Raw genomic sequence first — 20154 nt, 5'->3', positions numbered from 1 at the left:
GACTTACGGAGATAAAAAAATGGCAGTGAGTGCTAACCGGCTTGAGCTTCTGCAGATCGCCGATGCTGTGGCGCGCGAAAAGGTCATCGACCGCGAAATCGTGCTTGCCGCAATGGCCGACGCTATCCAGAAAGCTGCCCGCTCGCGCTATGGTTCGGAAACCAACATCCGCGCCGACATCAACTCCAAGACCGGCGAAATCCGCCTGCAGCGTCTTCTGGAAGTGGTCGAGGCGGCTGAAGACTATTCGACGCAGATCCCGCTGGAGCTCGCCCGCGACCGCAACCCCGACGCCAAGCTCGGCGACTTCATCGCCGATCCGCTGCCGCCGATGGATTTCGGCCGTATCGCTGCCCAGTCCGCCAAGCAGGTCATCGTGCAGAAGGTACGTGAAGCCGAGCGCGATCGTCAGTATGACGAGTTCAAGGACCGCATCGGCGAAATCGTCAACGGCACCGTGAAGCGCGTCGAATATGGCAATGTCATCGTCGATCTCGGCCGTGGCGAAGGCATCATCCGTCGCGACGAGATGATCCCGCGCGAAAACATGCGTTATGGCGACCGCGTTCGCGCCTATGTCTACGACGTTCGCCGCGAACAGCGCGGCCCGCAGATTTTCCTGTCGCGTACCCATCCGCAGTTCATGGTGAAGCTCTTCACCATGGAAGTCCCTGAGATCTACGACGGCATCATCCAGATCAAGTCGGTTGCCCGTGACCCCGGTTCGCGCGCCAAGATCGCCGTTATCTCGAACGATAGCTCGATCGATCCGGTCGGCGCCTGCGTCGGTATGCGCGGTTCGCGCGTCCAGGCCGTTGTCGGCGAACTCCAGGGCGAGAAGATCGACATCATTCCGTGGAGCCAGGAACCGGCTTCCTTCATCGTCAACGCCCTGCAGCCGGCGGAAGTCGCCAAGGTCGTTCTGGATGAAGAATCCGAGCGTATCGAAGTGGTTGTTCCCGACGAGCAGCTGTCGCTCGCCATTGGCCGCCGCGGTCAGAACGTGCGTCTGGCATCGCAGCTGACCGGCTGGGATATCGACATCATGACCGAGCAGGAAGAATCCGAGCGTCGCCAGAAGGAATTCAACGAGCGCACGGCACTCTTCATGGAAGCGCTGGATGTCGACGAAATGGTCGGCCAGGTTCTGGCTTCGGAAGGGTTCGCACAGGTTGAAGAACTGGCCTATGTCGATCTTGACGAAATTACCTCGATCGATGGCTTCGACGAAGACACTGCTGATGAAATCCAGACCCGCGCCCGCGAATATCTGGAACGCCTGGAAGCCGAAATGGACGCCAAGCGCAAGGAACTCGGCGTTACCGACGAGCTGCGCCAGATCGATGGCCTGACCTCGCAGATGATGGTCGCGCTCGGTGAAGACGGCATCAAGACCATCGAGGACTTTGCCGGCTGCGCAGCGGACGATCTGGTCGGCTGGAGTGAGCGCAAGGACGGCGAGACGAAGAAGTTCGAAGGCATCTTCTCCAAGCTCGATGTTTCGCGCGTCGAAGCCGAGAACATGGTGGTGCAGGCCCGTCTTCTGGCAGGCTGGATCACCGCTGAAGAGCTTGCTTCCGAACAGGAAGTCGAGGCGGAAGCTGCCGAGGAGGCGGATACCGCCGAACAGGAATGACATCGCAGGCGCATGAGCCGGACGATCTGCCCGAGACTGACGATGACGGGCGGATCAAGGGCGACGTTAATGGACGTATGTGCATTGTGACACGGCAGAGCGGATCGCCAGATGAGTTGATCCGCTTCGTCGCAGGCCCGGACGGCAGCGTCGTTCCGGATTTGAAACGCCAATTGCCGGGGCGCGGCTGCTGGGTGACACCCGAGCGCGCCCTGATCGAAAAGGCCATCGCGAAGAAGCTCTTCGCGCGGGCTCTTAAACGCGACGTCAAGGCCGGACCCGAGCTTCTCGCTCTTCTCGACCGGCTGATGGCGCAGCAGCTTGCAGGAATGATGAACATGGCGCGCAAGGCGGGCCAGTTCATCAGCGGCGCGACGAAGGTCGATGCAGCCGTCCGGTCCGGGAACGCGATCGCCGTGTTCCACGCGACCGATGCTGCGGCCGACGGTGTAAGAAAACTGGACCAGGCCCGCAAGGCCTGGGCGCTCGGCAGTGATGCCGGCAATGAAATTCCGTCCTTCCGGCTCTCTAGCGAAGCCGAAATGGACGAGTTGATGGGCCAGAATGCTTTTATCCATGCCTGCGCGCTTGCAGGGCAGGCGGGTGAGGGTGTAGTGAAGCGCGCAACGATGCTTGAGCAGTACCGCCTTGGCGGTCGATCTCAGGCGGAACGCGACGCTGCCCGGACAGAACAATGACGCGGTTAACCGACATCAACGGTCGCCGCGTTCCGATGCAGCAATTGAACGACGAGACCTGATGGACGTCATCCGGTTCTCGTCCGAAGGAACGGGAACGGAATGACCGACAACAACGACGACAAGACACTCAATGCGCCGGCCAAGAAGACTCTTACCCTGAAACCGGGCGGGATGAATCAGGGCACCGTGCGGCAGGATATGGGTCGAGGTCGCACCAACGCGGTTGTCGTGGAAACACGCAAGCGCCGCCCCCATCGACCTGAAGACGAGAAGCCGGTTCAGCCTGTTGTGGCAGCACCGAAGCCTGCCGCCCCTGCCCCGGTGGCGGCGCGTCCGCAGGCTCCCCAGCCGCGTATTCACCAGCCAGGCGGCCAGCAGCAGCGTCCGGGTTCCTCCCAGTCGCAGCAACGCTCCGGCTCGTCCGCGCCCCAGCAGCGCCAGGCCGACCGTCCGCGTGGCAATGTTCTGCATGATCTTTCGGCAGGCGAAATGGAAGCCCGTCGCCGCGCGCTGATGGAAGCGCAGGCTCGCGACGTGGTTGAAGCCAAGCAGCGCGCCGAAGATGAAGCCCGCCGCAAGGTCGAGGAAGAACAGCGTATCGCCGCCGAAAAAGTGGAAGCAGCAAACCGCGCCGCCGAAGAGGCTGCGGCCGCCAAGGTGGCTGCAAGCCAGCCTGCCGCTGAAGTAAGAGCCGAGCCTGCCAGCGAAAGGCCGGCTGCGGCCGCCGCGCCGGCGCCTCGCACTGACGCCCGCCCGCAGTCTGCGGCCGCCGCTCCCCGTTCCGCTCCCGCCACACCCGACGCTGCCGCTCCGCGCGGACGCCGTACCGGTGGTGACGATGAGGACGATCGTGGTGCCGTGCGTCGCGGCAGCAGCCTTCCGGCCCGCGGCAAGGTCGTGGCTCCGGCTCCGGCCAAGCCCGCTGCTCGTCTCAAGACGGAAGAAGAACGCCGTCGTGGCAAGCTGACCGTCACATCCAATCTGGAGGAAGACGGCACGCCGCGCGGCCGCTCCATGGCATCCATGCGCCGCCGGCAGGAGAAATTCCGCCGCAGCCAGATGCAGGAAACCCGCGAAAAGGTTTTGCGCGAGGTCATCCTGCCGGAAACCATCACCATTCAGGAATTGTCGCAGCGTATGTCCGAACGGGCAGTTGACGTCATCAAGTTCCTGATGAAGGAAGGCCAGATGTTGAAGCCGGGCGACGTGATCGACGCCGATCTGGCCGAACTGATCGCGGTCGAATTCGGCCACACCGTCAAGCGCGTGTCTGAATCCGACGTCGAAGAAGGCATCTTCAACCAGACGGACGATGAAGGCGAGATGGTTTCCCGTCCGCCGGTCGTCACCATCATGGGTCACGTCGACCACGGCAAGACCTCGCTGCTCGACGCCATCCGTCAGGCAAACGTGGTTTCCGGTGAAGCCGGTGGCATCACCCAGCATATCGGCGCCTATCAGGTCGAGAAGAACGGTCACAAGATCACCTTCATCGACACGCCCGGCCACGCCGCCTTTACGGCCATGCGTGCCCGTGGTGCACAGGCAACCGACATTGCCGTTCTGGTTGTTGCCGCAGATGACAGCGTGATGCCGCAGACGATCGAGTCCATCAATCACGCCAAGGCAGCCGGTGTTCCGATCGTCGTTGCAATCAACAAGATCGACAAGCACGAGGCAAACCCGGACAAGGTTCGCCAGCAGCTGCTGCAGCACGAAGTGTTCGTGGAATCGATGGGTGGTGAAGTTCTTGACGTCGAAGTGTCGGCCAAGAACAAGCTCAATCTCGACAAGCTGCTCGAGGCGATCCTGCTTCAGGCCGAAATCCTCGATCTGAAGGCAGATCCGAGCCGCACGGCGGAAGGCACGGTCATCGAGGCCGAGCTGGACCGTGGACGTGGCGCCGTCGCCACCGTTCTCGTGCAGAAGGGTACACTGAAGCCCGGCCAGATCATCGTCGCCGGCGACCAGTGGGGCCGTGTACGTGCGCTCGTCAACGACAAGGGCGACCACGTCAAGGAAGCCGGTCCGGCCATGCCGGTCGAAATTCTCGGCCTTTCCGGCACGCCCTCGGCCGGTGACCGTTTTGCGGTCGTCGAAAACGAAAGCCGCGCCCGCGAGATTTCCGAGTACCGCCAGCGTCTGGCCCGCGACAAGGCTGTCGCCCGTCAGACCGGCCAGCGCGGCTCGCTCGAACAGATGATGAGCCAGTTGCAGACTTCGGGATTGAAGGAATTTCCGCTGGTCATCAAGGCGGACGTGCAGGGTTCGGTCGAAGCCATTATCGCTTCGCTCGACAAGCTCGGCACAGACGAAGTCCGCGCTCGTGTCGTTCACTCTGGTGCTGGTGCCATCACGGAATCGGATATCTCGCTTGCCGAGGCATCGAACGCCGCGATCATCGGCTTCAACGTTCGCGCCAACGCACAGGCACGTACGGCGTCCGAACGCGCCGGTATCGAAATCCGCTACTACAACATCATCTACGATCTGGTGGATGACGTGAAGGCGGCGATGTCGGGTCTGCTTTCGCCGGAACGTCGCGAGACCTTCCTCGGCAATGCAGAAATTCTCGAGGTGTTCAACATCACCAAGGTCGGCAAGGTCGCGGGTTGCCGCGTCGTCGAGGGCAAGGTGGAACGTGGTGCGGGTGTCCGTCTGGTGCGCGACAACGTCGTCATCCACGAAGGCAAGCTCAAGACCCTCAAGCGCTTCAAGGACGAAGTCAACGAAGTGCCGGTCGGTCAGGAATGCGGTATGGCCTTCGAAAACTACGAAGACATCCGCGCCGGCGACACCATCGAGTGCTTCCGCGTCGAACACATCACGAGAACGCTCTAAGCGTTCTCGCCGCAAAACAGGAATTTACTGTCGGGCGCCGGCTTACCGGCGCTCGCTCCGTTTGAGGCATTACCCATGGCAAAAGCTACATCATCGGCCCCTTCGCAACGCATGCTGCGTGTTGGCGAACAGGTGCGCGCCGCCCTGACACAAATTCTCCAGCGCGGCGAAGTTCGCGACGATCTGATCGAAGGCACCGTCATTTCCATCTCGGAAGTGCGCATGTCGCCCGATCTCAAGATCGCCACCGCTTACGTGACGCCGCTTGGCGTTGCCGATCACACCGACATCATCAGCGCGCTGAACCGCCACGCAAAATTCATGCGCGGCCGCCTCGGCCCGCAGCTTCGGCAGATGAAATACATGCCGGAACTGCGCTTCCGCGACGATACGAGTTTCGACAATTACCAGAAGATCGACGCGCTCCTGCGCTCGCCTGAAGTTCAGCGCGATCTCGGTCCTTCAAACGAAAAAGACGACGAACAGAACTGAAGCATGTCCAAACCACGTAAACAGCAGCACCGCAAACCCAAAGGCCGTCCGATTTCGGGCTGGCTCATCCTCGACAAGCCGCTCGATTTCGGCTCCACAGAGGCCGTTTCCAAGATCAAATGGCTGTTCAACGCCCAGAAGGCGGGCCACGCCGGTACGCTTGATCCGCTCGCGTCCGGCATGCTGCCGATCGCGCTCGGCGACGCCACCAAGACCGTGCCCTACGTCATGGACGGCCGGAAGATCTACGAATTTACCGTGACCTGGGGCGAACAGCGCGCGACCGACGATCTCGAGGGTGAGGTAGTCGAATCCTCTGACCAGCGCCCGGAAGAGCAGGCGATCCGCGATATTCTGCCCAATTATACCGGCGTGATCATGCAGACACCGCCGCAGTTTTCCGCCATCAAGATCGCCGGCGAGCGTGCCTATGATCTGGCGCGTGATGGTGAGACGGTGGAAATTCCCGCACGCGAGGTAGAGATCCATCGTCTGACGCTGCTGGCCTGCCCGGACGCCGATACCGCGCATTTCGAGGTGGAATGTGGCAAGGGCACCTACGTGCGGGCGCTGGCCCGCGACATGGGCCGCGATCTCGGCTGTTTCGGCCACATCTCGGAACTGCGCCGCACCATGGTCGCCCCCTTCGGCGAAGACATGATGGTGCCGCTCGAAACGCTGACGGCGCTGGAAGCGATAGAAGATCGTGACGAACGGCTGGAAGCGCTTGATGCCTTTCTGATCGATACGGCCGAGGCGTTGTCCTCCCTTCCCCGCCTTATCATCAACGATGATCAGGCGCACAGGCTGAAGATGGGCAACCCCATCCTGCTGCGCGGGCGCGATGCGCCAGCCAATCACCCGGAAGCCTATGCCACCGCGCAAGGCAAACTGGTCGCCATCGGCGAGATCGGCGAAGGCGAGTTCAGGCCGAAGCGGGTTTTTGGCTAACCATACGGCTCGGAGGCGCTGTCAATCGCCTCTTTCAATTGCACCCGGAATAGTTTATAGGCAGCGCCAGCTTGGGCTTTGCCTGTGCTGCTGAATGGCCAGAGCTGGACGACATCCCGGCTCTAGGCGTCCCCGTTTTTCCTTAAAACAAGAAAGGATCGTACGATGTCGATTACTGCAGAGCGCAAAGCCGCCCTCATCACGGAATATGCCACCAAGGCAGGCGACACCGGTTCTCCGGAAGTTCAGGTCGCAATCCTGACCGAGCGGATCAACAACCTGACCGGTCACTTCAAGGACCACAAGAAGGACAACCACTCCCGTCGTGGCCTTCTGACGCTCGTTTCGAGCCGCCGTTCGCTTCTCGACTATCTGAAGAAGAAGGACGAAGCCCGTTACACCAAGCTGATCGGTGCTCTCGGCATTCGCCGCTAAAATCTTATCCGGCGGGTTTCACAACGATACCCGCCGGTTTTTATATCGGGCCTTTTGAAGGCCACATGAATTTCCGGGCGTCTGCCGCAGATGTGGCCCCGGACCGATAAGGTAGACCCGGATGGGCCGGTGTCGCCTTTTCAACCGCAGACCTGTCATGGGGCAGGATTGCAGGATGCTTGATCTTGAAAGCCTCCCGCTGTCTTGCCCGTGATTGCGTCATTCGTTGCCCCTTTTTGGTGGCACGCACAAACAAGGACAAGATATGTTCAATAAACACTCCGTGGAAATCGAATGGGCAGGCCGCCCGCTGAAGCTTGAGACCGGCAAGGTTGCCCGTCAGGCTGACGGCGCCGTCATCGCAACCTACGGCGAGACGATGGTTCTCGCGACTGTGGTTTCCGCAAAGTCTCCGAAGCCCGGCCAGGACTTCTTCCCGCTGACCGTCAACTATCAGGAAAAGACCTACGCAGCCGGCAAGATCCCCGGTGGCTATTTCAAGCGCGAAGGTCGTCCGTCGGAAAAGGAAACCCTCGTTTCCCGTCTGATCGACCGTCCGATCCGTCCGCTTTTCCCTGAAGGTTACAAGAACGACACGCAGGTTGTCGTCACGGTCATCCAGCACGATCTGGAAAATGATCCGGACGTTCTGTCGATGGTTGCCGCATCCGCTGCGCTCACACTGTCCGGCATTCCTTTCATGGGTCCGGTCGGCGGCGCGCGCGTTGGCTACATCAACGGCGAATACGTTCTGAACCCGCATCTCGACGAGATGGATGAATCGGTTCTGGATCTGGTTGTTGCCGGAACGCAGGACGCCGTTCTGATGGTGGAGTCTGAAGCCAAGGAACTCAACGAAGACGTCATGCTCGGCGCCGTCATGTTCGGCCATCGGGGCTTCCAGCCGGTTATCGACGCGATCATCAAGCTCGCTGAAGTTGCCGCCAAGGAACCGCGCGAATTCGAACCGGAAGATTTCTCCGCGCTCGAAAATGAAATGCTCGGCCTTGCCGAAACCGAACTGCGCACCGCCTACAAGATCACCGAAAAGGCTGCGCGTTACGCCGCCGTCGACGCCGTGAAGGCGAAGGTCAAGGCGCACTTCCTGCCGGAAGAAGGCGAAGCGAAGTACAGCCCGGAAGAAATCGGCGCCGTCTTCAAGCACCTTCAGGCCAAGATCGTTCGCTGGAACGTTCTCGACACCAAGAGCCGCATCGACGGCCGCGACCTGTCGACCGTTCGCCCGATCGTCTCCGAAGTCGGCATCCTGCCGCGCACCCACGGTTCGGCGCTGTTCACTCGTGGTGAGACCCAGGCGATCGTTGTTGCGACGCTCGGCACCGGCGAAGACGAACAGTATGTCGATAGCCTGACCGGCATGTACAAGGAACGCTTCCTGCTGCATTACAACTTCCCGCCCTACTCGGTCGGCGAAACAGGCCGCATGGGCTCCCCGGGCCGTCGCGAAATCGGTCATGGCAAGCTCGCATGGCGCGCTATCCGTCCGATGCTGCCGACTGCGGAACAGTTCCCCTACACGCTGCGCGTCGTTTCCGAAATCACCGAGTCCAACGGCTCCTCGTCGATGGCAACGGTTTGCGGCACCTCGCTTGCTCTGATGGACGCCGGCGTGCCGCTTGCTAAGCCGGTTGCCGGTATCGCCATGGGCCTGATCCTTGAAGGCGAGCGCTTTGCGGTTCTCTCCGACATCCTCGGTGACGAAGATCACCTCGGCGACATGGACTTCAAGGTTGCGGGTACGGCCGACGGCATCACCTCGCTGCAGATGGACATCAAGATTGCCGGTATTACCGAAGAGATCATGAAGATCGCTCTGGAGCAGGCACAGGGTGGCCGCAAGCACATCCTCGGCGAAATGGCCAACGCCATCACCGAGAGCCGTGGCCAGCTCGGCGAATTCGCACCGCGCATCGAAGTCATGAACATTCCGGTCGACAAGATTCGTGAAGTCATCGGTTCGGGCGGCAAGGTCATTCGCGAAATCGTCGAAAAGACCGGCGCCAAGATCAACATCGAAGACGACGGCACCGTCAAGATCGCTTCTGCTTCCGGCAAGGAAATCGAAGCGGCCCGCAAGTGGATCCACTCGATCGTTGCGGAACCGGAAGTCGGCCAGATCTACGAAGGCACTGTTGTCAAGACCGCTGACTTCGGCGCTTTCGTCAACTTCTTCGGCGCTCGTGACGGCCTCGTCCACATCTCGCAGCTCGCTTCCGAGCGTGTCGCCAAGACCTCCGACGTCGTCAAGGAAGGCGACAAGGTCTGGGTCAAGCTGATGGGCTTCGATGAGCGCGGCAAGGTTCGCCTGTCCATGAAGGTTGTCGACCAGGCAACCGGCAAGGAAGTCGCTGCCGACAAGAAAGACGGCGAAGCCGCTGCCGAATAAGGCTGCGCCGCCAGACCCTATCGAGGCGCGGGTTCTGCCCGCGCCTTTTTTTCGTTTTTGTTATCGTTTGTCTTTTCGGGAAAACCGGTTTCCACTTTTCCCTGACAAACTCCATCCTACCTTGAGGACGCTCCAATGAGCCGTGACGCCGTGAAAACCCTTTTCCATCCCTTTGCCTCAGACATGCTTGCCATGCCGAAAGAAGGCGAACGCGTTCTGTTTCTGGGAGCGGAAGCCGGCCCACGGCTGGATGGCTTCGATGCGGAGATCGTCGCGGTTCAGCATCTTCGCCCGCTCTATCGCGCTCTTGAGGCTCAGGGCACAGGGGTTGCCCCAGACGTTTCGGGCGAAGACTACGATGCGGCGCTGCTGCTCTGCGGCAAGCACCGTGGCGAGAACGAAAACCGTGTCGCAGAAGCGCTTTCGCGCGTGAAGGCCGGCGGCTTGATCGTCGCGGCAGGATCGAAGGAAGATGGCATTGTGACGCTGCGCAAGACGCTGTCGAAGCTCGGCATCGAGTCGGAATCGACACCGAAATATCACGGCGTCACAATCTGGTTCAAACGGCCGGAGGATGTCTCCGCCGCTGTCTTGAAGCTTGCCCAGAAGCCCGCCACTGTCGAGGGTCGCTTTACCGCCCTGCCCGGCATGTTCTCCCATGATCGCGTGGATGACGGTTCGGAGCTTCTCGCATCGCGCCTGCCGACCGACTTTGACGGTAATGCAGCCGATTTCGGTGCAGGCTGGGGTTATCTCTCCATCATGCTGGCGGAAAAATCGCCGCGCACCGCCCGTATCGATCTTTTCGAAGCAGACTGGAATGCGCTGGAATTCGCCAAGACCAATCTTCTCGAAAACAATCCGCGACTGACGGCACGCTTCTTCTGGCAGGATCTGGCAAACGAGCCGCCGAAGGAAAAATACGACCTCATCATCATGAACCCGCCTTTCCATGCAGCCGGACAGGCGGCGGAACCGGCGTTGGGCCAGGCCTTCATCAAGGCTGCGGCCGGTGCGTTGCGCAGCGGCGGCAAGCTGCTGATGGTGGCCAATCGCGGTCTGCCCTACGAACCGGTTCTGGCGGCGGAATTCCGCACGACCGCCGAAGTGTGCCGCAACGCCCGCTTCAAGATCCTGAGCGCCCAGAAATAACCAAAATCAGCTCAGCAGCCAGGCCCATAGCGACACGGACAGAACGCCGGTCGCTGTGGAAATGCTGATGGTGGAGGCCGCGACACTGTGGCCGATACCGAAGCGGTTGGCGATCAGCCATGCATTCACGCCCGTCGGCACCGACGACGTGAGCGCCAGCGCCGCCGTCCATTCGCGGCTGAGGCCGAGCGCGTGGCCCATGGCCCATACGCAGGCAGGCAGAAGCAGCAGCTTGAAAACGGTCATGGTGACGGCAATGCCCATATTGCCGCGAATGGTGTATTTCGTCAGCGCCATGCCGAGCGAGATAAGAGCCGCCGGCCCCGCCATCGAGGCGATCTGATCGACCACGGTTTTCAAAATGGGTGTCAGCGCGACGCCGGAAACATTGGTCGAAAGCCCGATGGCAAGACCGATCACCAGCGGATTGGTCACGAGATTGCGGCCCACCTGTTTGAAGACCGCAGCCATGCCGCGCTTTTCGCCCCCGACCGCCTTGTGTGTGGCATTTTCCATCAGGATGGTGCCTGCAATCATCATGACCGGCAGATGGATGGCGAGCAGGATGGAGAGAGCCACCAGCCCCTCATCCCCCACCGAACGCCCGACCAGCGGCAGGCCGATGAAGATATTATTCGCGAAAGCCGAGGAAATGCCGGCGATGACGGCGATGCGCACATCCTGCTTGAAGACATAACGGGTGACGATATGCCCGAACGCCCAGGTGACGGCCACGCCGGCGAAATAGGTGATCCAGAGGCGGAAGGGCGATGCGCCGTGAAAATTCGCCTCTGCAAGCGTGCGGAAGATCAATGTCGGCACCGCGATCTTGAAGACGAAATCGCTGAGGATATCGCCGGCATCCGCCCTGAACAGGCCAGCCTTGACGGTCAGCCAGCCGATCAGGATAAGAATGAAAATCGGGGCGACATTCGCGGCAACGGCAGACATGGAGGGAAAGCTTTCGCGGCTTTTGCGGGAGATAACTCCGCTTTAGAGCCTTTTCCGCGGGAATGGAATCGCGAATACGCTTTCACTCTTTGTTTTCATCAAATGAGGCGTGCCGGAGGGAAGTAACTTGGAGATCCATGGGCAGAACCGCCGCTCAACATCCGCGCGATACCGCAGGCTGGAACGTCCCCAAAAAAGAAAAAGCGGGGTCACCCCCGCCTTTTATGTCCGTTAAATGCCGCCAGTACATCCGTGGCGGAGATAACGGTTGAGCCCGAAGACCTCATGTCCTCTATTTCGGTACGCATACACACACCTTTTGCTCTGATCGGAGTAATAGCTTAACCACATTACAGAGAAATGACGCGCTTGCGCCTGTCGTTGAGAACCGCATATTTTCTCTTTGGGCTTTTCTTGCAGCCAGAAATGTTTAAGACCATTCGAAAAAAGCACACCCCGTGCGAACCGGATAGGGCCTATGACGAAATTCGACGTACTGACTGTCGGCAATGCCATCGTCGACATCATCTCCCGCTGCGATGATCGCTTCCTCAACGACAATGCCATCACCAAGGGTGCGATGAACCTGATCGACGCGGAACGCGCCGAACTGCTTTATTCGCTGATGGGACCGGCGCTCGAAGCCTCCGGCGGCAGCGCGGGCAACACGGCGGCGGGCGTTGCGAATTTCGGCGGCAAAGCCGCTTATTTCGGCAAGGTGGCCGAAGACCAGCTCGGTGAAATCTTCCAGCACGACATCCGCGCCCAGGGCGTCTATTTCGAAACCAAGCCGGAAGGCACATTCCCGCCGACCGCGCGTTCGATGATCTTCGTGACCGAAGACGGCGAACGCTCGATGAATACCTATCTCGGCGCCTGCGTCGATCTCGGCCCGGAAGATGTGGAAGACGACGTCGTGGCTGAGACCAAGGTCACCTATTTCGAAGGTTACCTGTGGGATCCGCCGCGTGCCAAGGATGCCATTCGCGAATGCGCCCGCATTGCCCATGAAAACGGCCGCGAAGTCTCCATGACGCTCTCCGACAGCTTCTGCGTCGGCCGCTACCGCGACGAGTTTCTGGACCTGATGCGGTCTGGCACGGTGGACATCGTCTTCGCCAACAAGCAGGAAGCGCTTTCGCTTTACGAAACCGAGGATTTTGAGCTGGCGCTGACGAAAATCGCCGCCGATTGCAAGATCGCCGCGGTGACGATGAGCGAAGAAGGCGCCGTCATCCTGCGCGGCACGGAACGTGTGAAGGTGGAAGCCTATCCCGTGCATGACGTGGTCGATACGACGGGTGCGGGCGATCTTTTCGCCGCAGGTTTCCTCTTCGGTTATACGCAGGACCGTTCGCTTGAAGATTGCGGCAAACTCGGCTGCCTTGCGGCGGCTGCGGTCATTCAGCAGGTCGGACCACGCCCCATGTCATCTCTGAAGGCGCTGGGCGAAAAACACGGCCTTATTTAAAGGCTTCGCCGGGGTAAGCGCCCCAGATTTCCCCCTGGGATACCCAGCCCGAGGCCTGACCGGCCTCGGCACGGCACCAGTCACCATTGCATTCGCCGATCCGGAAGACGACGCCTGGCTCCAGCCGGGCGGTCACGGCAGCGCCAGACTGTGCCTCACGGCGCATGTTCACATAGACTTCCTTGCCCTTGCCGCGCATCCATGGGGCGGCGACGGCCGTACGTTCGCCTGATAACAGAGCCTGATTGACCCAGCCTTCCGTCCCGTCGGCATCGCGGATGCGTCGCCAGTTTTCATATTCCTGAATGATTTCCACCGGCATTCCCGATTTCAGATACATCCAAGACACGGCATAATCCGTGCTGGGGCCGATGCGCATGTTGACGCGCTTGGATTTCAGGCTGACGAAACGCGGCAGCGGCAGGCCGCTTGCGCCCTTGGCCGCACCCTGCGCCATGGCTTCTCCCGCCGCACCGAGGAGGCCGAGAGACAATGCAATGCAAACGATAGAAACCACACTGCGCATGCCCATTTCCGTTTCCCGCCTTCTGCAAACCGGATGATATTCGAGGGGGCGCGTTTCCACATGCCTCAAGCCACGGCGAGTTTTATTTGTCTTCGCCGGTGGGTCTGGTAGAAACGCCCTGATTGAAAGAAATTATCGCTCTTTCTGGTTAATGACTTCTGAACAAGGCAGCGGCAAACGATGACCCACAAGAAGAGACCGACAGTCTATATCACCCGCAAATTGCCTGACGTCGTCGAGACCAGAATGCGCGAACTCTTCGATGCGGAACTGAATATCGACGACAGCCCGCGCAGTGAGGAGGAGCTTGTCGCCGCCATGCAGCGCGTGGATGTGCTGGTGCCGACCGTGACCGACCGCATCACCGCTGCGATGATCGAGAAAGCCGGACCGCAGCTGAAGCTGATCGCCAGCTTCTCGAACGGCATCGACCATGTGGATGTCGATGCGGCCGCCCGCAAAGGTATCACCGTCACCAATACGCCGAATGTGCTGACTGAGGATAGCGCCGATATCACCATGGCGCTGGTGCTGGCGGTGCCGCGCCGCATGATCGAGGGAACGCGCGTGCTTGCCAATGGCGCCGATGAATGGCTGGGCTGGTCTCCGACCTGGATGCTCGGACGCCGCATTTCCGGCAAGCGTATCGGCATTGTCGGCATGGGCCGCATCGGCACCGCAGTTGCGCGGCGCGCCAAGGCTTTCGGGCTTTCCATCCATTACCACAACCGCAAGCGCGTCAATCCGGCAACGGAGGCGGAGCTTGAAGCCACCTACTGGGACAGTCTCGACCAGATGCTGGCGCGGGTGGATATCGTATCGGTCAATTGCCCTTCGACGCCGGCGACCTATCACCTGATCTCGGCACGGCGGCTGGCCCTGATGCAGCCGACCAGCTACATCGTCAACACAGCGCGCGGCGATATCATCGACGAGGCGGCGATGATCCAGTGCCTGCGCGAGGGCAAGATCGCCGGCGCCGGTCTCGATGTCTATGAGAATGAGCCGCAGGTGAACCCCAAACTCATCAAGCTCGCCAAGGAAGGCAAGGTCGTGCTGCTGCCGCATATGGGCTCGGCAACGATCGAAGGCCGCATCGAAATGGGCGACAAGGTCATCATCAATATCCGCACATTGTTCGACGGGCACCGCCCACCGAACCGGGTGCTGCCGGGGCGGAACTGAGCCGGCTTAGCCAAGCATCTTTCGAGCACCACAGGGAGTGAGAGTTCAATGGGAATACAGGCAAAGTTTTTGTTGCTGATCTCCGTTCTGCTCGTGCTGGTCGGCAGCCCGGCCCGTGCTCAACCGCCTTCACCGGAAGAGACCGCCGAACTCTATTACCGCGCGTGGCTGAATTTTGATCGCGCCAGCATGGTCCGCCTGGACAAAGAGTGGGGAGCGTCTGGCAGCGGGCAGCGCTATACCGATATGGAACTGGTTGCAGACCCGATCGCATGGCAACGTCAATACAAGGGCGTGCATTCCCCCAAGGGAACGACGAGCGAACAATCGGACCAGTTCGCAAAGCTCTGGGTGGCGAGTACTGCGCGGGTGCTCTGCAAGGCGGAGCCTGCACATGTCGGCTCGCAAACGCCTGCTGGTGTTTTTGTCGCCCGTATAAAAATGAACTGCTCTCTGCCGGATGTCGGGCCAGCCTTCCAGCGGCTGAAGGCCGCCACAAGTGCCGATGAGATTGGTGACAGAACCCGTATGCCTTCCGTAAAACTCATGAAACAGATGGTGGAAGCGACGAGGACGGCTCCGCTGACCCACAAGGTCACGACGGAAGTTCAGCTCGTCAGCGGGCCGGACAAGAGCATCTGGCGAGTGGGAACGGCAGAAATCCAGCCGCAGACCGGTATTGACCGCGTGTCTTCCGTCTTCCTCTCCCAGATGGTGCAATCCGGCCTTTTGCAATAGGCGGCTTCAGCCGAGGAATTTGGTCATTTCGATCGAGGTGGTCCGATCATAACCCGCATGAGCGTTTTCAGCGGTCTTGACGAAACCCCAGGCGGCGAACTTCGTATGGTTGGAGAGAAGCTCGATACGCGTTTCCAGCCTGAGCGCCGGCAGCGCCAGTTCCCGGGCCAGCGCTTCAGCCTGCAGCAGAAGCAGCTTGCCGATACCTTTTCCCTGCGCTTTCGGAGAAACGCAGAGCTTGCCGACATAAAGCGAGGCCGGCGGTTCCGGCCGGCAAAACAGGCAGCCGAGCAGCTCATCACTATCGAGCGCCACGAAAGCGATTTCTGCCCTGGCTTTTTCGGCTAGATTTTCGAGCGTCAGACGGTAGGCCGACGATGGGGGGTCAATGACACCATCCATATAGGCAAAGGAGGTCATGATGAGCGCCAGCAGATCCTGCCAGCGATCGAAGTCATCGCCGATCTTCGCTATCTCGATCATGGTTTATTTCTCCCTTGCCCGACGTTTGTATTTTACCGTTTCGAACCGCGCCGACAAAGCATCGTAAAGCAGCAGTCTTCCAATGAGGGGCTCACCGGCACCGGTAATCACCTTGATTGCTTCCATCGCCATCAGCGTACCGATGACCCCGGTCAGCGCGCCGACAATGCCCGTTTCCGCGCAGTTGGGAATGAGGCCCTGTGGCGGCGGCGCCGGGAACAGGTCGCGATAACCCGGCAGCAAACTGCCTTCCGCGTTGGTCTCATAGGGTTTCAGGACCGTTACCGAGCCATCGAAACGACCAACAGCGCCTGTGACCAGCGGTCTTTTTGCCGCCTCCGCGGCATCCGCTGCGGCGTAACGTGTATCGAAGTTGTCCGAACCATCGATCAGGAGATCGAAGGATGGCAGGTGGTCGTGCGCCCAGACCTGCGAGAAACGTTCTTCATACATAAGCGTGCGGACATGCGGATTGAGCCGGGCGATGGTCTTGCGGGCACTTTCCGTTTTCAACTCGCCAATGGTGCCGGTGTCGTGGATCACCTGCCGCTGGAGATTGGAGAGGGAGACCACATCATCATCGATCATGCCGAGCGTGCCGACGCCGGCGGCGGCGAGATAATGAAGGACGGGAGCGCCGAGACCGCCCGCGCCTATCACCAGCACACGCGCCGCTTTCAGCCGCTGCTGCCCGGCACCGCCGATCTCCGGCAGCAGGATGTGGCGCTTGTAGCGTTCGATTTCTTCCGGGCTCAGCGGGTCCATGCCGTCCTCCATTTCTCTGCCGTCATGCCGTGATGCCTCCATGGGAAACATTGAAGAACTGTGCCCGCTCGCCGAGAGCGGAGAACATGGCCGCATCCGTTCCGGTCATGAAACTCTGACCGCCCAGCGCGTGGATGAGATCGAACAGGGCGGCCCGCCTGCCCTCGTCCAGATGAGCAGCAATTTCGTCCAGCAGCAGAACTGGCGCGTAACCGGTCATATTGGCTGTCAGCTGCGCATGGGCAAGCACCAGCCCCACCAACAGCGCCTTCTGCTCCCCGGTCGAACAGCGTTCGGCTTCCATGTTCTTTTCCGCGTGGCGCACGAAAAGGTCGACCCGGTGAGGCCCATCCAGCGTGCGGCCTGCGGCTGCGTCCCGATACCGACCATCCCGCAGCATGAGACCATATTCGTCTTCCAGATCGACAGCCGGGCGGTTCAGCCTGTCATCCATAAAGCCGGCGAGCGACAACGTTGCCGAAGGAAAGGCTGCATTGCCGGCCCTGCCTTCAATCAGGGTCTTCAACAGGCCGAGCATTTCATAACGGGCGACCGCCATGGAGATGCCGAGTTCGGCCATCTGTTTTTCTATGCCATCCAGCCAGACCGGATCAAAACGGCCTTCCGAAAGCAGGCGGTTGCGGCCACGCATGGCTTTTTCGAAATCGCTTGCCCGCCGGCCGTGGCCCGGATCAAGCGACAGGACCAACCGATCGAGAAAACGCCGGCGGTCCGATGAAGAACCGGTAAAGAGGCCATCCATGGCGGGCGTCAGCCACAGAACCCGCAGATGGTCGGTCAATTCATCGACGGACTTCACCGGCGTACCGTTCAGCCGCAGGCGACGTGACACTACCTCGCCATCACCCTCTATCCCGGTGCCGATGGCGACCTCGCCATCCATGCCATCAACATCGGCGAAGATCGAAAAACCGGTGGCATCCGCGCCAACGCGCGTAACGTCGGACAGGACCGCACGGCGCAGGCCGCGTCCCGGCGAAAGAAACGAAACCGCCTCCAGAAGGTTGGTCTTGCCGGAACCGTTGTCGCCGGTCAGCACCACATGGCGCTCATCAAGCACAAGTGCGGCAGCCGCATAGTTGCGGAAGTCCGTAAGTTTCAGTCGGGAAAGCGACACCTTGTTCGTCATCGTTACGGCCTAAAACGAAGCTGGCCGGATGGCAAGGTGGCGAATGCCAGAGCCCATCGACCAGCGCCAAAACCACGCGAATTATTCAGTAGTGGCAACTTTTTTAGCGGGCAGCTATTTATGGACTTTCATTGTCACCGGTAACCCGTCCATGCGCCTCATTATTTCTTTCGTTCTTATGATCAGCCTTCTGTCGTCCTGCGCCGGGCGGCCGGGAGCGGACGTGCTGCAAGCCGTCAATACGAGGGCGAAGGACGCGAAAATCGTTACCGCCTATGTTGCGAGTACGCGTGAAAAAAGCGAAGAGGCAAAAAAGGGGTTCAGCGCCCTTCGCGCGGCCGAGCCGAACTATGCCCGCTTCGATATTTCGATACCACCGACCCACAAGAGTGGAAAAATAGAATGGTCGACCGGCAAACCTGATGCGAAAAAGGATTTCGTCGTCACAAAGGCGCAGATGCTGAGCAAGACAAGTTTCACCACCGATCTCGGCGATATTTCCCGCTCCGGCAAACAGATCGCGCTTTTCGTGCACGGTTATAATTACAGCTATCAGGAAGCACTCTTCCGCGCGGCGCAGATGGCTGCCGATGCAAATATGGATGGTGTACCGCTGGTCTTTTCCTGGCCGTCGCAAGCCAACCTCACCGGTTATGTGGCCGACAAGGAATCAGCGACCTACTCGCGTGATGCACTGGCCACATTGTTGGCCGACCTTACCCGGCAGACCCCGCGCAAAAGCATTGTCGTGTTCGGTCACAGCATGGGCGGCTGGCTTGTCATGGAGGCGTTGCGCCAGCTGCGCTTCGAGGGCCGAAATGACGTTATCGCCAAGCTGCAGGTGGTGCTGGCCGCACCCGATATCGATGCCGATGTCTTCCGCAAGCAGATCGAGGTGGTCGGCAGGCTCAATCCGCCCCTCACGGTGCTGGTCTCCAAGGATGACCGCGCCCTCAAGGCGTCGTCCATCCTGGGCGCAGACGTGACGCGGATCGGCGCACTGGATGTCACCGATCCCCAGGTGCAGGAGGCAGCATTGAAGGAAGGCGTTCAGTTCATGGATATTTCCAACCTGAAAGCCTCGGATCCGCTCAACCATGACCGCTACGCGGCGTTGGCGTCGCTGGTGCCGCAGCTGGAGGCAAGCCGGAACGGCAATGGACAAAACGGCATCGGTCGCGCCGGCGCCTTCGTGTTCGATGCAATCGGCGCAACCGTCTCCAGCCCCTTCCGGCTTGCGAGTCAGGTGGTGAACCCGCAATAGTTTGTGGACTTGTGCTGACAGTCCCGGCTTCAGAAATCCCAGTCTTCATCCTCGGTGGCGACCGCCTTGCCAATGACATAGGACGAGCCGGAACCTGAGAAAAAGTCGTGATTTTCATCGGCATTGGGTGAGAGCGCCGAGAGGATCGCCGGATTGACCCGGCAGGCTTCGGCGGGAAACAGCGCTTCATAACCCAGATTCATCAGGGCCTTGTTGGCGTTGTAATGCAGGAACTGCTTGACGTCTTCCGTTAGGCCGACGCCGTCATAAAGGTCTTCGGTATATTTCGCCTCATTGTCGTAAAGCTCGAGGAGGAGATCGAAGGCGAAATCCTTGATCTCCTGCCTTTGCGCCTCGCCAAGACGGTCCAGCGCCCGCTGGAACTTGTAACCGATATAATAGCCGTGCACGGCCTCATCGCGGATGATGAGGCGGATGAGGTCAGCCGTGTTGGTGAGCTTGGCGCGGCTTGACCAGAACATAGGCAGGTAGAAGCCGGAATAGAACAGGAAGCTTTCCAGAAACACGCTGGCGATCTTCTTCTTCAGCGGGTCGCCGCTGTCATATTCCCGCATGATGATCGCGGATTTGCGCTGCAGGAACTCGTTCTCCTCAGACCAGCGATAGGCATCATCGACGTCAGGCGTGGAGCAGAGCGTCGAGAAGATCGACGAATAGGAACGGGCGTGTACGGCCTCCATGAACGAGATGTTGGAAAGCACCGCCTCCTCATGCGGCGTTGCCGAATCCGGCATCAGGCGCACGGCGCCGACACCGTTCTGGATGGTGTCGAGCAATGTCAGCCCGGTGAAGACACGGATCGTCAGCTTCTGTTCTTCCGGCTTCAGTGTTCCCCAGGAGGGAATGTCATTGGAAAGCGGCACCTTTTCCGGCAGCCAGAAGTTCGAGGTCAGGCGATTCCAGACTTCGAGATCCTTGTCGTCCTCGATGCGGTTCCAGTTGACCGCGCGGATGCGGGACGCGGGTTTTACGGCGATATTCATTC

The 20154-nt window shown here is 60.1% G+C and carries 18 protein-coding genes; 12 read left to right on the top strand and 6 right to left on the bottom strand.

Features of this window, described 5'->3' with window-relative positions; all coding sequences use genetic code 11:
• Nucleotides 1-19: 19 nt before the first annotated feature.
• The 8 genes from nusA to GSF67_RS13740 all read left to right on the top strand — a co-directional run bounded on the left by nusA (nt 20) and on the right by GSF67_RS13740 (nt 10615).
• Nucleotides 20-1636 (top strand): transcription termination factor NusA, encoded by a 1617-nt coding sequence (nusA, locus tag GSF67_RS13775; RefSeq protein ID WP_006309913.1) that lies wholly within the window; start codon nt 20-22, stop codon nt 1634-1636.
• Nucleotides 1633-2334: an RNA-binding protein gene (locus tag GSF67_RS13770; protein ID WP_006309912.1), complete on the top strand. Its 702-nt coding sequence runs from the start codon at nt 1633-1635 to the stop codon at nt 2332-2334. Before nusA ends, GSF67_RS13770 begins: the two co-directional genes overlap by 4 nt.
• 102 nt (nt 2335-2436) lie before the next feature.
• The gene (gene infB, locus GSF67_RS13765) at nt 2437-5178 is read left to right on the top strand and encodes a translation initiation factor IF-2 (RefSeq protein ID WP_006309911.1); all 2742 of its coding nucleotides are present in this window, start codon (nt 2437-2439) and stop codon (nt 5176-5178) included.
• Between the two features lie 75 nt (nt 5179-5253).
• Nucleotides 5254-5670: a 30S ribosome-binding factor RbfA gene (rbfA, locus tag GSF67_RS13760; protein ID WP_006309910.1), complete on the top strand. Its 417-nt coding sequence runs from the start codon at nt 5254-5256 to the stop codon at nt 5668-5670.
• Nucleotides 5671-5673: 3 nt separating this feature from the next.
• Entirely contained in the window at nt 5674-6621 is a 948-nt protein-coding gene (gene truB / locus GSF67_RS13755; RefSeq protein ID WP_006309909.1) for a tRNA pseudouridine(55) synthase TruB, read from the top strand.
• Nucleotides 6622-6786: 165 nt separating this feature from the next.
• Nucleotides 6787-7056 (top strand): 30S ribosomal protein S15, encoded by a 270-nt coding sequence (rpsO, locus tag GSF67_RS13750; RefSeq protein WP_006309908.1) that lies wholly within the window; start codon nt 6787-6789, stop codon nt 7054-7056.
• Between the two features lie 265 nt (nt 7057-7321).
• A complete protein-coding gene (gene pnp / locus GSF67_RS13745; RefSeq protein WP_006309906.1) occupies nt 7322-9463 on the top strand; it encodes a polyribonucleotide nucleotidyltransferase in 2142 nt (713 codons plus the stop codon).
• 135 nt (nt 9464-9598) lie between these two features.
• On the top strand, nt 9599-10615 hold the full coding sequence (locus GSF67_RS13740; protein ID WP_006309905.1) for a class I SAM-dependent methyltransferase: 1017 nt from the start codon (nt 9599-9601) through the stop codon (nt 10613-10615).
• Nucleotides 10616-10621: 6 nt separating this feature from the next.
• Here the strand turns inward: GSF67_RS13740 and GSF67_RS13735 are convergent, their stop codons facing one another.
• On the bottom strand, nt 10622-11566 hold the full coding sequence (locus GSF67_RS13735; protein ID WP_006309904.1) for an AEC family transporter: 945 nt from the start codon (nt 11564-11566) through the stop codon (nt 10622-10624).
• Between the two features lie 478 nt (nt 11567-12044).
• Here GSF67_RS13735 and GSF67_RS13730 point away from each other — a divergent pair, with 478 nt between their 5' ends.
• On the top strand, nt 12045-13037 hold the full coding sequence (locus GSF67_RS13730; protein WP_006309903.1) for an adenosine kinase: 993 nt from the start codon (nt 12045-12047) through the stop codon (nt 13035-13037).
• Here the strand turns inward: GSF67_RS13730 and GSF67_RS13725 are convergent.
• The gene (locus GSF67_RS13725) at nt 13030-13563 is read right to left on the bottom strand and encodes an SH3 domain-containing protein (protein WP_035214555.1); all 534 of its coding nucleotides are present in this window, start codon (nt 13561-13563) and stop codon (nt 13030-13032) included. The two genes, GSF67_RS13730 and GSF67_RS13725, sit on opposite strands and share 8 nt — an antisense overlap.
• Nucleotides 13564-13743: 180 nt before the next feature.
• Here GSF67_RS13725 and GSF67_RS13720 point away from each other — a divergent pair, with 180 nt between their 5' ends.
• Nucleotides 13744-14748: a D-glycerate dehydrogenase gene (locus GSF67_RS13720; protein ID WP_006309901.1), complete on the top strand. Its 1005-nt coding sequence runs from the start codon at nt 13744-13746 to the stop codon at nt 14746-14748.
• Nucleotides 14749-14796: 48 nt separating this feature from the next.
• Nucleotides 14797-15486: a hypothetical protein gene (locus tag GSF67_RS13715; protein ID WP_006309900.1), complete on the top strand. Its 690-nt coding sequence runs from the start codon at nt 14797-14799 to the stop codon at nt 15484-15486.
• A gap of 6 nt (nt 15487-15492) precedes the next feature.
• Here GSF67_RS13715 and GSF67_RS13710 read toward each other — a convergent pair whose 3' ends face one another.
• The 3 genes from GSF67_RS13710 to recF are packed head-to-tail and all read right to left on the bottom strand — an operon-like array spanning nt 15493 to nt 17884.
• Entirely contained in the window at nt 15493-15969 is a 477-nt protein-coding gene (locus GSF67_RS13710) for a GNAT family N-acetyltransferase (protein ID WP_006309899.1), read from the bottom strand.
• A 3-nt stretch (nt 15970-15972) separates the two neighbouring features.
• The gene (locus GSF67_RS13705; protein ID WP_010970639.1) at nt 15973-16734 is read right to left on the bottom strand and encodes a molybdopterin-synthase adenylyltransferase MoeB; all 762 of its coding nucleotides are present in this window, start codon (nt 16732-16734) and stop codon (nt 15973-15975) included.
• Between the two features lie 22 nt (nt 16735-16756).
• Nucleotides 16757-17884 carry a DNA replication/repair protein RecF gene (gene recF / locus GSF67_RS13700; protein ID WP_006309897.1) on the bottom strand — a complete coding sequence of 376 codons (1128 nt, stop codon included), beginning with the start codon at nt 17882-17884 and terminating at the stop codon, nt 16757-16759.
• Between the two features lie 151 nt (nt 17885-18035).
• Between recF and GSF67_RS13695 the strand changes: the two genes are divergently transcribed.
• Nucleotides 18036-19148 carry an alpha/beta hydrolase gene (locus GSF67_RS13695; protein WP_035214553.1) on the top strand — a complete coding sequence of 371 codons (1113 nt, stop codon included), beginning with the start codon at nt 18036-18038 and terminating at the stop codon, nt 19146-19148.
• Nucleotides 19149-19177: 29 nt separating this feature from the next.
• Here GSF67_RS13695 and nrdF read toward each other — a convergent pair whose 3' ends face one another.
• Nucleotides 19178-20152, bottom strand: coding sequence for a class 1b ribonucleoside-diphosphate reductase subunit beta (gene nrdF / locus GSF67_RS13690; RefSeq protein ID WP_006309895.1), 975 nt, complete (start codon nt 20150-20152; stop codon nt 19178-19180).
• Between the last annotated feature and the right edge of the window lie 2 nt (nt 20153-20154).

Source organism: Agrobacterium sp. CGMCC 11546, from assembly GCF_013365515.1.
Taxonomy (GTDB): domain Bacteria; phylum Pseudomonadota; class Alphaproteobacteria; order Rhizobiales; family Rhizobiaceae; genus Agrobacterium; species Agrobacterium fabrum.
Note: the sequence above shows the minus strand (reverse complement) of the source record. Positions and strands in the feature narration are given on the sequence as shown.